The 13,950-nt window shown below is 72.4% G+C and carries 10 protein-coding genes; 7 read left to right on the forward strand and 3 right to left on the reverse strand.

Annotated elements, in window-relative coordinates; all coding sequences use genetic code 11:
- Positions 1–695 precede the first annotated feature (695 nt).
- From kdpB to ACZ6AA_RS11490, 7 genes are all read left to right on the forward strand, one after another.
- Positions 696–2,858, forward strand: a complete 2,163-nt coding sequence (kdpB, locus tag ACZ6AA_RS11460) for a potassium-transporting ATPase subunit KdpB (protein WP_471457548.1) — start codon at positions 696–698, stop codon at positions 2,856–2,858.
- 390 nt (positions 2,859–3,248) lie between these two features.
- Entirely contained in the window at positions 3,249–4,076 is an 828-nt protein-coding gene (locus ACZ6AA_RS11465) for an SDR family NAD(P)-dependent oxidoreductase (protein ID WP_471457550.1), read from the forward strand.
- Between the two features lie 252 nt (positions 4,077–4,328).
- Entirely contained in the window at positions 4,329–5,174 is an 846-nt protein-coding gene (locus tag ACZ6AA_RS11470) for a GNAT family N-acetyltransferase (RefSeq protein WP_468459525.1), read from the forward strand.
- A 155-nt stretch (positions 5,175–5,329) separates the two neighbouring features.
- Entirely contained in the window at positions 5,330–7,183 is a 1,854-nt protein-coding gene (locus ACZ6AA_RS11475; RefSeq protein ID WP_471457553.1) for a methylmalonyl-CoA mutase family protein, read from the forward strand.
- Positions 7,180–9,414: a methylmalonyl-CoA mutase gene (gene scpA / locus ACZ6AA_RS11480; RefSeq protein WP_468482226.1), complete on the forward strand. Its 2,235-nt coding sequence runs from the start codon at positions 7,180–7,182 to the stop codon at positions 9,412–9,414. Before ACZ6AA_RS11475 ends, scpA begins: the two co-directional genes overlap by 4 nt.
- Positions 9,415–9,426: 12 nt before the next feature.
- Positions 9,427–10,512, forward strand: coding sequence for a methylmalonyl Co-A mutase-associated GTPase MeaB (gene meaB, locus ACZ6AA_RS11485; RefSeq protein WP_468482225.1), 1,086 nt, complete (start codon positions 9,427–9,429; stop codon positions 10,510–10,512).
- Positions 10,509–11,558, forward strand: coding sequence for an enoyl-CoA hydratase/isomerase family protein (locus ACZ6AA_RS11490; RefSeq protein ID WP_468459532.1), 1,050 nt, complete (start codon positions 10,509–10,511; stop codon positions 11,556–11,558). The genes meaB and ACZ6AA_RS11490 overlap by 4 nt, the downstream gene beginning before the upstream one ends.
- A gap of 89 nt (positions 11,559–11,647) precedes the next feature.
- Here the strand turns inward: ACZ6AA_RS11490 and ACZ6AA_RS11495 are convergent, their stop codons facing one another.
- The 3 genes from ACZ6AA_RS11495 to ACZ6AA_RS11505 form a co-directional block, all read right to left on the reverse strand.
- Entirely contained in the window at positions 11,648–12,103 is a 456-nt protein-coding gene (locus ACZ6AA_RS11495) for a hypothetical protein (protein ID WP_468459534.1), read from the reverse strand.
- A gap of 136 nt (positions 12,104–12,239) precedes the next feature.
- Positions 12,240–12,983 carry an ABC transporter permease gene (locus ACZ6AA_RS11500; protein ID WP_471457875.1) on the reverse strand — a complete coding sequence of 248 codons (744 nt, stop codon included), beginning with the start codon at positions 12,981–12,983 and terminating at the stop codon, positions 12,240–12,242.
- Complete coding sequence (locus tag ACZ6AA_RS11505) at positions 12,980–13,918, reverse strand: ABC transporter ATP-binding protein (protein WP_471457555.1); 939 nt, start codon at positions 13,916–13,918, stop codon at positions 12,980–12,982. Before ACZ6AA_RS11505 ends, ACZ6AA_RS11500 begins: the two co-directional genes overlap by 4 nt.
- Positions 13,919–13,950: the final 32 nt, after the last annotated feature.

Below are 13,950 nucleotides of genomic sequence, written 5' to 3' on the forward strand. Positions count from 1 at the left end.
TGTGCCGCCTCCTGAAAGTGCGTGCGGGCCGAGCCCACGAGATTGTGCGGTCCTTTGAAGCAAAGCGCCCACCAGCGGGTTCACCGTCGCTCTTGACGTCTCTCATACGGCGGCCGGGACACCGTTGACGCCTCTCTTACGTTTTGGCCATGACTCGTTCACGAGGTCACCGCACACCGCAGGAGCTGATCATTCCGGTGCGCCACAGCCACAGCCACAGCCACAGCCAGATCGGAATCGACGACCACAGGCGGGGCAACTGCCTCCGGGCGCCCGGTCGTTGCGGACGCCCGGCCCGCGACCCCCCTCTGAGCCGCGGGTCGGGACGTCCCCTTGGACGGACGACCGATCGTGATGTGCGGCGGTCACAGCCCGGGCCCCCGCGTCTGGACTGTGCGTACCGCCGGCCGACGGTGATCGTCACGCGCCCGCCGACCTCACATCACGGACTCGTTCGTCCGTTCCCCCGTGGTGATCAGTCTTGGGTCCGCCCCGGCGCTTCCCGGTTTTGTTGACGTCCTCCTTATGCGCCACCAGGCCTTCTTGACGAAGGCTTGACGGGTGCCCAGGAGGGGCTGTCAGGGGGTCGTAAATTCCCTGCTGCGAAGGTGTTTTGGCGAGGTGGGGACCGCTAGCTTCCTCTGCGCACGGCCGCGCTCCGTGGCCGCTCCCCCACCAGAAAGTCACCTTCACCGATGCTTCCCGCCGCCCCGCAGCAGGCTCCCCAGGCGCCCGAGAGCCAGTCGTCCGGGCGCAGTCCCGAGAGCCGCCCCGGCCGTCGGCGTGTCCGCCCCGGCGGCCTCGTCGATCCCGTGCAGGTCCTGAAGTCGTTCCCCGACGCGCTGCACAAGCTGCGCCCACGCGCGCTGGTCAAGAACCCCGTGCTGTTCGTGGTGGGCTGCGGCGCGGTGATCACGACGGGGACCGCGGTGTTCGACCCGTCGGTGTTCTCGTGGATCATCAGCGTCTGGCTGTGGCTGACCCTCGTCTTCGCGAACCTCGCGGAGGCGGTGGCGGAGGGCCGGGGCAAAGCGCAGGCGCTCGCGCTGCGCAAGGCGCGCACGGACACGGTCGCCCTGCGGCTGCGGCACAACTGGCGGGTGGGCACGGATCTGCGGGACGCGGAGACGGAGGCGGTGGCCGCGACCGAGCTGCGGCCCTTCGACTTCGTCCTGGTCGAGGCGGGCGAGCTGATCCCTGCGGACGGCGATGTGGTCGACGGGGTCGCGGCGGTCGACGAGTCGGCGGTCACGGGTGAGTCGGCGCCGGTCATCCGCGAGTCGGGGGGCGACCGCAGCGGCGTCACGGGCGGTACGACGGTGCTGTCCGACCGGATCGTGGTGCGGGTGACCTCGCGCTCCGGCCACTCCTTCCTGGACCGGATGATCTCCCTCGTCGAGGGTGCGGCCCGGCAGAAGACGCCGAACGAGATAGCCCTCAACATCCTGCTCGCGGCGCTGACCATCGTCTTCGTGCTGGTCGTCGTGAGCCTTCAGTCGATGGCTTCGTACGCGCACGCGGCGCAGCCCACGACCGTGCTCGTCGCGCTCCTCGTGACACTGATCCCGACGACGATCGGCGCGCTCCTGTCCGCCATCGGCATCGCGGGCATGGACCGGCTCGTGCAGCGCAACGTGCTCGCCATGTCCGGCCGCGCGGTCGAGGCCGCGGGCGACGTGAACACGCTGCTGCTCGACAAGACCGGCACCATCACCCTCGGCAACCGCGAGGCGGACGCCTTCATGCCGCTGCCCGGCGTCGACGAACTGCACCTCGCGGACGCCGCCCAGCTCTCCTCGCTGGCCGACGACACGCCCGAGGGCCGCTCGATCGTCGTGCACGCCAAGAACAAGTACGGGCTGCGCGCACCGGCGCAGGGCGAGCTGGCCAACGCGCAGTTCGTGGAGTTCACCGCGCAGACCCGGATGAGCGGCATCGACCTGCGCTGGGACAACGGCGCGGCCTGCACCATCCGCAAGGGCGCGGCGAGCCAGGTCATCACCTGGGTGGAGCTGCGCGGCGGCCGGGTCCCGCCGCAGGCCCGGATGTTCGCCGACTCCGTCGCCGCGGCCGGCGGGACTCCGCTGCTTGTCGCCGTGCACGACTGGGACGGCCCGCGGGTCCTCGGTGTGGTGCAGCTCAGGGACGTGGTGAAGAACGGCATCCGGGAGCGGTTCGCCGAGCTGCGCCGCATGGGCATCCGCACCGTCATGATCACCGGCGACAACGCGCTCACGGCGCGCGCCATCGCCCGGGAGGCAGGTGTCGACGACTTCCTCGCGGAGGCCACGCCCGAGGACAAGCTCGCCCTGATCAAGCAGGAGCAGGAGGGCGGCAAGCTGGTCGCGATGACGGGTGACGGCACCAATGACGCGCCGGCGCTCGCGCAGGCCGACGTCGGCGTGGCCATGAACACCGGTACCTCGGCCGCCAAGGAGGCCGGGAACATGGTGGACCTGGACTCCAACCCGACCAAGCTCATCGAGATCGTCGAGATCGGCAAGCAGCTCCTGATCACCCGCGGCGCCCTGACCACCTTCTCGATCACCAATGACGTCGCGAAGTACTTCGCGATCATCCCGGCGATGTTCGCGGGCGCCTATCCGGGCCTGGAGTCCCTGAACATCATGGGGCTGCACAGCCCGAAGTCCGCGATCACCTCGGCGATCATCTTCAACGCCCTGATCATCGTCGCGCTGATCCCGCTCGCCCTGCGCGGCGTGCGCTACACCCCCGCGTCCGCGCACGACCTGCTGCGGCGCAACCTCGCGGTGTACGGACTCGGCGGGCTCGTGCTGCCCTTCCTCGGCATCAAGCTGATCGACCTGGTGGTGTCGACGATCCCGGGCCTCAACTGACGCCCGCTCCCCAAGACCGGTTCCCGGACGTCCTTCCCAAAGACCGGTTCCCGGACGTCCCTCCCAGACGTCCCTCCCAGACGTCCTTCCCGGACGTCCCCCCGCGGGGCCCGCATCAGGGCCCCGTCAAAGCCCGTGAACAGCGCTTGAAGCGCTGCTCACGGGCCAGTTAGATGGTCGACGTGAACTGCTTCGTGCGCCATGACGACCGGCCGCCTCATACGGCGGTGCCGGTCTCGCGCCCTGTTCACAGCACGGTGCGCTGACGCCGCACCGCACCCTCCTCCGCCGTGACCGGCGCTCCTGACGAGCGCGCACGGCCTTTTCGCACCGCATGCCGCGAGCCCCCACCGGGGGCTGCCCCGGCATGCCTCCACCACAGGATCAGACATGTCTTCTGCCTCTCTGCCCGGGCGCACCGCTCTGTCCGGGCGCACCGCGCTCGTCACCGGAGCCACCTCCGGCATCGGCTACGAGACCGCGCGTCTCCTCGCCGAGCGCGGCGTCACCGTGCTCGTGCACGGCCGCACCGCCGACGAGGCCCAGGCCGCCGTCGACAAACTCATCGCCATGGCCGGCATCGACGCGTCGAAGCTGCGTGCCTTCGCCGCCGACTTCACCCATCTGGAGGAAGTCGAGCGGCTCGCCGAGCGGGTCGTCGCCGAACACCCGCACCTGGACGTCCTGGTGAACAACGCGGGCATGGCCGCACCGGAGCGCCACACCATCACCGCCGACGGCAACGAAATCGCCTTCCAGGTGAACTTCCTCGCCCACTTCCTCCTGACGGGCCTCCTCGAACCGTCCCTGACCAGCGAGCCCGGCGGCCGCGTCGTCAACGTCTCCTCGTCGCTGCACCGCACCGCGTCCATCCAGTGGAGCGACCCGAACCGCGCCCGCCGCTACTCCCGCCTCGCCGCCTACGCCCAGTCGCAGCTCGCGCTCACCGTCTTCGCCGCCGACCCGCGCGTGACCGCCGTGTCCGTGCACCCCGGCGTGTGCGACACCGCGCTCCTGCCGCTGTACGCCCACGAGGGCACGTCGGCCGCCGAGGGCGCCGGGCACGTGGTGCGCCTGTGCGACCCGGCCACCGAGATCGTCAACGGCGCGTACTACGACCGCGCCGAGCGGGTCGAGCCCGCCGCGGCCGCCCGGGAGGACCGCACCGTCAAGCGCCTGAACAAGCTCGCCGCCCTGCTGGTCGGCCACACCTCTTGAAGGGGTCGAACGCCCAGATGTCCAAGCGCGCACGCGAGAAGAGGGCCCGCCGCACGAAGAAGTCCCACCACGGCGGCAAGGCGGGCCAGGGCTAATCTGCCGCCACCCGGTCAGCGGTGCGGCCCTCCCGATCCGGAGGGCGTACCGCTGATCTCGTGGCAACACCGCTCGATCGCATGGCAGCACCGCCGCACTCGTGGCATCCCGGCACCGACCCCGCCCACCCCACCCGAGCCCCAGGAGGACCGCCCCGTGATCCCGCTCCCGCGGCACCGACTTCCCGCCCTCACCGACTGGTTCACCGCCGGGGCCCCCGGAACGGCCGCCCTGCCCGAGCACGTCCGCACGCACGGCACCGGCCAGTGGTGGGCCGACCGCACCGACGCGCCGCGCGCCCTCGCGGTGTCCTGCGCCGGGCACGTCCTGCTCGGCGGCGACCCGCGTGCCGTCTCCCCGGACGGCCTCGCGCAGTTCACCGCGAGCCATGTCGTGGCATCGGCGCGGTTCCTGCCCGTGCTCGGCGCCGCCTTCGACCGCCTCGTGCCCGACGAGCGCATGGTGTACGTCCACCGGGAGCGCGTCGCCGCGCCCCGGCCGCCGCGCGGGGTGCGGGTGCGCCGGATGACGGGCGACGACGCGCTCGCGCTGGCGGCACTGTGGCCGGACGCCGACTGGATCCACGCCAGTTGGGGCGGCCCCTCGGCGCTCGCCGCCTCCGGGCACGCCGTCGCCGCCTTCGACCGCGGCGACCGGGTCGTGGCCGTGGCGTGCTCCTACTTCGCGGGCGCCGCGTACGAGGACGTGGCCGTGGCCACCGCGCCCGAGCACCGCCGCAAGGGCCTCGCACACGCCTGCGTCGCCGCCCTCACCGCGGACATTTCGGCCCGCGGCCGCACCGCGAGCTGGTCCTGCGCCCGCGACAACCGGCCCAGTCGCCTGCTCGCCTGGACAGCTGGATTCCGCTTGCACCGCGAGTACACCCATTACGTCACCGGCGGCGCCCCGCGCGGCACCGGCGTCGTCGTCCGCGAAAGCGCCGTACAGGGGTTGGTCCCGGCCCAGGCCACACCGCGAATGTCGACGAAAACCCCTGTTTGAGGGCGTGCGGCGGACAGATACGACCCCTATGAAACCCCTATATATTACCCGCTGGTAATAACTTGCGGTCCGTCCGAGTTCAAGACTGACGGGGAGAGTGCAAGGTCACAGCGGTGCCCCGGCACCGGGCCCTGATTGAGCCCTAGCATCGGAACATGACGGTCCTGCCTGACGACGGGCTTTCCCTGGCCGCCGAGTTCCCTGATGCGACCCATGAGCAGTGGCAGCGCCTGGTGGAGGGCGTACTGCGGAAGTCGGGTAAGGACGTATCGGGGTCGGCGGCGGAGGAAGCGCTGTCCACCGCGCTCGAGGACGGGCTCAGCACCCGCCCCCTGTACACCGCCCGTGACTCCGTGGCCGATGTCGGCCATCCGGGTTTCGCCCCGTTCGTACGCGGCGGGCGCGCCGCGGGCGGTGCCGCGACCGGCTGGGACGTACGGCAGTGGCACGCGACGGGCGACCCGGTCCGCACGAACGAATCGGTCCTCGCCGACCTAGAGAACGGCGTCACGTCGCTGTGGCTCACCCTCGGCCCGGACGCGCTGCCCGTCTCCGGTCTGGAGCGGGCGCTCGACGGCGTCTATCTGGACCTGGCCCCCGTCGTGCTCGACGCCGGAGCCGATGTCGAGGCCGCAGCCGGTGAGTTGCTGCGCCTGATCGAGGCCGCGGGCGTCGCCAAGGACGCGGCGAGCGGCAACCTCGGCGCGGACCCGCTGGCGTACGAGGCGCGCACGGGCACGGAGTTGGGCACGGACGCGGCCGTCGAGCTGGCGCGGCTGTGCGGCCGTGAGTACGGCGGCCTGCGCGCGTTCACGGTGGACGCGCTGCCGTACCACGAGGCGGGCGGCTCGGCCGCGCAGGAGCTGGGCGCGTCCCTGGCGACGGGCGTGGCCTATCTGCGCCTGCTCACCGGCGCGGGCCTCACTCTGCAAGAGGCCTGCGCGCAGCTGGAGTTCCGGTACGCGGCCACGGCCGACCAGTTCCTGACCATCGCCAAGCTCCGCGCGGCCCGGCGCCTCTGGGCGCGCGTGGCGGAGGCGAGCGGCGACGTCGACGCGGGCGCACAGCGTCAGCACGTGGTGACCTCGCCGGTGATGATGGCGCGCCGCGACCCGTGGGTGAACATGCTGCGTACGACCGTGGCCTGCCTGAGCGCGGGCGCGGGCGGCGCGGACGCCGTCACGGTGCTGCCGTTCGACCACTCCCTGGGCCTGCCGGACGCGTTCGCGCGCCGCATCGCCCGCAACACCTCGACGATCCTCCTGGAGGAGTCGCACCTGGCGCGGGTCATCGACCCGGCGGGCGGCTCGTACTACGTCGAGCGGCTCACCGACGAACTGGCGCACGCCGCCTGGGAGTTCTTCCAGGAGATCGAGCGCGCGGGCGGCCAGGCGGCGGCCCTGCGCTCCGGCATGCTCGGCGACCGCCTGGCGGCGACCTGGGCGGAGCGAGGAAAGAAGCTCGCCAAGCGCCGCGAACCCATCACGGGCGTCAGCGAGTTCCCGAACCTCGCCGAGAAGCCCGTGGCGCGTGAGAGCGCACCCGCCGGGCCGACGGGCGGCCTGCCGCGGGTGCGGCGCGACGAGGCATACGAAGCCCTGCGCGCCCGCTCCGACGCCCACCTCGCCGAGACCGGCGCCCGCCCCAAGGTGTTCCTGGCGGCGCTCGGCCCGGCCGCCGCGCACACCGCCCGCGCCACGTTCGCCTCGAACCTCTTCCAGGCGGGCGGCGTCGAGGCCGTGCACGACCCGGTCTCGGTGGACGCCGCGAGCGCCGCCGAGGCCTTCCGGGCCAGCGGCGCGCGCGTCGCCTGCCTGTGCTCCAGCGACGCCCTGTACGCGGAGCAGGCGGCCGCGGTCGCCGCCGCGCTGAAGTCGGCGGGCGCTGAGCGGGTATTCCTTGCTGGACGGCCCGGTGAGTTCGGGGACGTCGACGCCTATGTCTTCGCCGGCTGCGACGCCGTGGCCGTGCTCACCTCCACCCTCGACCTCATGGGAGTGGCGCCATGACGATCCCCGACTTCTCCGGCATCGGCCTGGAGCCGGACGCGGCCCCGCGGGGCTCCGCCGAGCAGTGGCGCGCCGCGGTCGAGTCGGCCACCGGCAAGGACGCCGACGACCTGCTGTGGGAGACCCCGGAGGGCATCGCGGTCCAGCCGCTGTACACGGGCGCCGACCTGGAGGGCCTGGACTTCCTGGGCACCTACCCGGGCGTCGCGCCGTATCTGCGCGGCCCGTACCCGACGATGTACGTCAACCAGCCCTGGACGATCCGGCAGTACGCGGGCTTCTCCACGGCGCAGGAGTCCAACGCCTTCTACCGCCGCAACCTCGCGGCGGGCCAGAAGGGCCTGTCCGTCGCCTTCGACCTGCCGACCCACCGCGGCTACGACAGCGACCACCCGCGCGTGACCGGTGACGTCGGCATGGCGGGCGTGGCCATCGACTCCATCTACGACATGCGGCAGCTGTTCGACGGCATCCCGCTGGACAAGATGACCGTGTCGATGACGATGAACGGCGCCGTGCTGCCCGTCCTTGCGCTGTACATCGTCGCCGCCGAGGAACAGGGCGTGCCGCCGGAGAAGCTGGCGGGGACCATCCAGAACGACATCCTCAAAGAGTTCATGGTCCGCAACACCTACATCTATCCGCCGAAGCCCTCGATGCGGATCATCTCCGACATCTTCTCGTTCACCTCGCAGAAGATGCCGCGCTACAACTCCATCTCGATCTCCGGCTATCACATCCAGGAGGCCGGTGCGACGGCCGACCTGGAGCTGGCCTACACGCTCGCCGACGGTGTGGAGTACCTGCGGGCGGGGCGCGAGGCGGGCCTGGACGTGGACGCGTTCGCGCCGCGCCTGTCGTTCTTCTGGGCGATCGGCATGAACTTCTTCATGGAGGTCGCCAAGCTCCGCGCGGCGCGCCTGCTGTGGGCGAAGCTGGTCAAGCAGTTCGACCCGAAGAACGCCAAGTCCCTTTCGCTGCGCACGCATTCACAGACCTCGGGCTGGTCCCTGACCGCCCAGGACGTCTTCAACAACGTGACGCGCACGTGCGTGGAGGCGATGGCGGCGACGCAGGGCCACACGCAGTCCCTGCACACCAACGCCCTCGACGAGGCGCTGGCCCTGCCCACGGACTTCTCGGCGCGCATCGCCCGCAACACCCAGCTCCTGCTCCAGCAGGAGTCGGGCACCTGCCGGGTCATCGACCCGTGGGGCGGCAGCGCGTACGTGGAGAAGCTGACGTACGACCTGGCGCGCCGCGCCTGGCAGCACATCCAGGAGGTCGAGGCCGCGGGCGGCATGGCGCAGGCCATCGACGCCGGTATCCCGAAGCTGCGCGTCGAGGAGGCCGCGGCGCGCACGCAGGCCCGCATCGACTCCGGGCGGCAGCCGGTGATCGGCGTGAACAAGTACCGCGTGGACAGCGACGAGCAGATCGAGGTCCTGAAGGTCGACAACTCCTCGGTGCGGACCCAGCAGATCGAGAAGCTGCGGCGGCTGCGCGAGGAGCGCGACGAGGCCGTCTGCCAGGACGCACTGCGCAAGCTCACCGCGTCGGCCGAGCGCGGCTCGGGCCCCGGCCTCGAGGGCAACCTCCTCGCGCTCGCGGTCGACGCGGCCCGCGCGAAGGCCACGGTCGGCGAGATCTCCGACGCCCTGGAGAAGGCGTACGGGCGGCACGCGGGCCAGATCCGTACGATCTCCGGTGTGTACCGCACCGAAGCAGGCCCGTCGCCGTCCGTGGAGCGCACTCGCGCGCTGGTGAAGTCCTTCGAGGAGGCCGAGGGCCGCCGTCCGCGCATCCTGGTCGCCAAGATGGGCCAGGACGGTCACGACCGCGGCCAGAAAGTCATCGCGACCGCCTTCGCCGACCTGGGCTTCGACGTCGACGTCGGCCCGCTGTTCCAGACGCCCGCGGAGGTGGCGCGGCAGGCCGTCGAGGCGGACGTGCACATCGTCGGAGTCTCCTCGCTGGCGGCGGGGCACCTGACGCTGGTTCCGGCGCTGCGCGCGGAGCTGGCCGAGGAGGGCCGCGAGGACATCATGATCGTCGTGGGCGGCGTGATTCCCCCGCAGGACGTCGAGGCGCTGCACGAGGCGGGCGCGGCGGCGGTGTTCCCGCCCGGCACGGTCATCCCGGACGCGGCGTACGACCTGGTGCGGCGGCTCGCCGCCGGGCTCGGCCACGAACTGCCCGGCGAGGCCGCTGCCGGCAGTGCCGAGCTGTGAGCCGCTGAGTCCATGGCACCGAGGATCGATCTCGACACTTATGTGAAGGGCGTACTCGACGGCAAGCGCGCGCACATCGCGCGGGCGATCACGCTCGTGGAGTCCACCAGGCCCGAACACCGCGTGCTCGCCCAGCAGTTGCTGACGCAGCTGCTCCCGCACTCGGGGCGGGCGCGGCGCATCGGCATCAGCGGCGTTCCGGGGGTCGGCAAGTCGACGTTCATCGACGCGCTCGGCACGATGCTGACGTCGCTCGGCCATCGCGTCGCGGTGCTCGCCGTCGACCCGTCCTCGTCACGGACGGGCGGCTCCATCCTGGGCGACAAGACCCGGATGGAACGCCTGGCGGTGGACCCGATGGCGTTCGTGCGGCCCTCGCCCACGGCGGGCACGCTCGGCGGCGTCGCGAAGGCGACCCGCGAGTCCGTCGTGGTGATGGAGGCGGCCGGGTACGACGTGGTGCTCGTGGAGACCGTCGGCGTCGGCCAGTCCGAGACGGCCGTGGCGAACATGGTCGACACGTTCCTGCTGCTCACCCTCGCCCGCACCGGCGACCAACTCCAGGGCATCAAGAAGGGCGTCCTCGAGCTGGCCGACGTGATCGCGGTCAACAAGGCGGACGGGCCGCACGAGCGGGACGCGCGCTCGGCGGCGCGCGAGCTGGCGGGCGCCCTGCGGCTCATGCACCCGTCGGACGCCGCCTGGACGCCGCCCGTGCTCAGTTGCAGCGCCCGCGAGTCGAAGGGCCTCGACACCCTCTGGGACCGGCTCGAACAACATCGCGCGCTCCTGGACTCCACCGGCCGCCTCGCCGCGAAACGCCGCGACCAGCAGGTCGACTGGACGTGGACGATGGTCCGCGACGAGCTCCTCGGCCGCCTGCACGCGCACCCCGACGTGCGACGCCTCGCGCCCGACCTGGAGCAGCGGGTACGGGAGGGGACGCTGACGGCGACGACGGCGGCGGAACGGATCCTGGACGCGTTCCAGGGGCCGAGCGGCGGCGAGGGCGGCGACGGCGACACCGGTGGCACGAGCCCCGGCAGCGGCAACGGCAACGGCAACGGCAACGGCAACAAGGAGGACTCGGCTCAGTGAGTGTCGACGCACCACCGGTGCTCACGCGGATCGAGGGCCGCGCGGGCCATGTCGTCCTGAACCGTCCGCGCGCCCTGAACGCGCTCGACCACCCGATGGTCCGCCTCATCGACGAGGCGCTCACGGCGTGGGAGCACGACGACGAGGTCCGCACGGTGGTCGTGACGGGCGCCGGTGAGCGCGGCCTGTGCGCGGGCGGAGACATCCGGGCCGTACGCGACGACATCCTCGCGGGCGGCGGCGCGGCCTCGGCGGCGTTCTGGCACGACGAGTACCTGCTCAACGCTCGGATCGCGCGCTACCGCAAGCCATATGTGGCGGTGATGGACGGCTATGTCATGGGCGGCGGCGTCGGGGTCTCGGCGCACGGCGACGTGCGCGTCGTCACCGAGCGGTCCCAGGTCGCCATGCCCGAGACGATCATCGGCTTCGTCCTCGACGTCGGTGCCACGTATCTGCTGACGCGGGCGCCGGGCGAGCTCGGTACGCATCTGGCGCTGACCGGCACGTCGGTGGGCGCGGGCGACGCGCTGCTGTGCGGCCTCGCCGACCACTACGTACCGTCGGAGCGCCTCGCGGACTTCACGGCGGCACTCGCGGACACCGACGTGACGGACGCCGTGCGGACGTACGCGGGGACCGCCCCGGAGGGCGAACTCGCCGCGCGCCGCGGGTGGATCGACTCCTGCTACGCGGCCGACTCGGTGGAGGAGATCGTCGACCGCCTCCAGTCCTGCGGCGATCGGGCGGCGAAGGAGACCGCCGAGATCCTGCTGTCGCGCTCCCCCACCGCCCTGAAGGTCACGCTGGCCGCGCTGCGCCGGGCACGTGCCCTCGGGTCCCTGGAGGAGGCGCTCGACCAGGAGTACCGGGTGTCGTGCGCCTGTCTGACGGCGCCCGACTTCCCCGAGGGGGTGCGGGCCCAGGTCGTCGACAAGGACCGCGCTCCGCAGTGGGCGCCCGCCGAGCTGGCGTCGGTCACCGAGGCGGACGTGGAGCGGTTCTTCGGGCCGGGTGTGTACGGGGAGTTGGGGCTCGGCTCCTGAACGTCGGCGCTCGGCTCCTGCACGGAGACGGCCGCGCCGCCCGGAAGACCGCCCCGTGCCCCGGTCGGCCCGCGCCCGCCCGCCGCGCGCTACGGCGGGTCGACCTCCGTGATCACGGCGAGGAGCTGGACCGCGAGGCGCTCGCCCCAGCGGGCGACGCCCAGGGCTATCCACTGCCCGTCGGCCCGCCACAGGTGGACGTCGGGGACGGACTCGCTGAGCGTGGCCCACGGGTCGGGGACCGCCCTGCCCACGCCGTCGGCCTCCTGGGCCATGACGCGGATGAGGACGCCGGTCAGGCCCAGGGCCCGCGGCTCGCCCCAGCGCTCGGCGAGAAGCGCCCTCAGCGCGTCGCGCTCGGACTCGCACCGCGCCTCCGTCTCCTCGTGCGCCGTGCCGTCGTCGTCCCACAGCTGGTCGTACGTCGACAGCTCCGCGACGTGGAAGCCGGGGCCGCCGTAGCCGTGCTCCGACCTGCCGGGCGCCTCGGGGAAGTCCCGGGCGCGCAGCAGGTCGATCGCGGCGAGGTGGTCTGCGCTGCTCATGGCATCCAGTAAAGCCGCTGCCACTGACAATTGGTCGTCCGTCAGGCATCGGACGGCTGACGAACCCTCAGCGGCCCGCGCCCCCACCCTGGCCGCGCCTCATCACCCGTCGCCCGCCGTCACCGGCCGCGCCTCCTCACGCGTCGCGCCTCCGCACCGCCCACCACCCGGCCGCCAGCGACGCCGCCGCCCACAGCGCCGTCACCCCGAGTCCCGGCCAGGGGCCGAGCATCCCGTCCGGGGCCTCGTGCAGGATCTGCTGCCCGGCCCGGTCGGGCAGGAACTGGGCCGCGCCGCCCGCCATGTCCCCGAGCACGAACGGGACGATCAGGGTGAACGGGATCAGCACGCTGAGCACGGTGACCCCGCTGCGCAGCACCGCCGTGAGGCCCGCAGCGAACAGCGCCATCAACGCGAGGTAGACCCCGCCCCCGACGCACGCGCGCACCGCACCGGGGTGGCCGAGCCCGATGGCGTACTCCCCGAGGAAGGCCTGGCCGCCGAGGAAGGTGGTGAAGCTGGTGACGAGGCCCACCAGGAGCGCCGCCGCGCCCAGGACGGCGGTCTTGGCGCCGTAGAACAGAGTGCGGCGCGGCACGGCGGCCAGCGAGACGCGCAGTGCTCCGTTGACGTACTCGGAGCTGACGGCCGTGGCACCGAAGCTGATGGCGGCGACCTGCCCGAAGTTGAAGGCGTAGAAGGCGTCGAAGAGGGGTTCGGCGTCGGCGTTGTCGGCCTCCGCGCGGCCGACGGTGGCGAAGACGAGGACCGTGATGGCGACGGTCGCCACGAACACCGCGATGAGCGAACCGACGCTCCCCCGCAGCGACTTGATCTTGATCCATTCGGAGTGCAGCACGGCGGACGTGGACACGGTCAGGCCTCCTGGAGAGGTGCGGGAGCCGCAGCGGGCGCGGAGAACTCCGTCTCGGCGGCGGTGAGCGCGAGGTAGGCCTCCTCCAAGGAGGCCTCCTCGTCGGCGAGTTCGAGGATCGGTACGCCCGCGTCGGCGGCGAGCCTGCCGATCTCCTCGGCGCGGACGCCGTCGACCGTCCAGCGGCCGTCGTCCGCCGCGGTCAGCTCGTGCCCCGCGCGGGCGAGGGCCGCGCGCAGCCGGGCCGGGTCCGAGGTGCGCGCCCGGACCCTCGGTCGGCTGCGGGCCGCGATGAACTCCCGCATCGGGGTGTCCGCGAGCAGCCTGCCGCGGCCGAGGACCACCAGGTGGTCGGCGAACGTCGCGGTCTCGTTCATGAGGTGGCTGGACACCAGGACGGTGCGGCCCTCCCGGGCCAGACCGCGCATCAGCTCACGGATCCAGATGATCCCTTCGGGGTCGAGCCCGTTGGACGGCTCGTCCAGGATCACCACGGCGGGGTCCCCGAGCAGCGCGGCGGCGATCCCGAGGCGCTGTCGCATGCCCAGGGAGTACGTCTTCACGCGGCGCCCCGCGACGGCGGTCAGGCCGGTCTCCTCCAGGACCTCGTCCACGCGCGCCGGGGCGATCCGGTTGCTCGCGGCGAGCGCGAGGAGGTGGCTGCGGGCGGTGCGGGACCCGTGGGCGGCCTGCGCGTCGAGGAGGGCGCCGACCTGGCGGAGCGGTTCGTCGTACGCCGCGTACGGGCGGCCGCCGACGGTCGCGGTGCCGGACGTGGGCCGGTCGAGGCCGAGCACGAGGCGCAAGGTGGTGGACTTTCCGGCTCCGTTGGGGCCGAGGAAGCCGGTGACCTGGCCGGGGCGGACGCTGAACGTCACGTCGTCCACCGCGCGGGTGGTGCCGTACTCCTTGGTGAGCTGTTGGACGTCGATGCTGGTCATGGGGACAGCGTCGCGGTGCGGGCGGCCCTGTG

Source organism: Streptomyces sp. NPDC040610 (assembly GCF_055594065.1).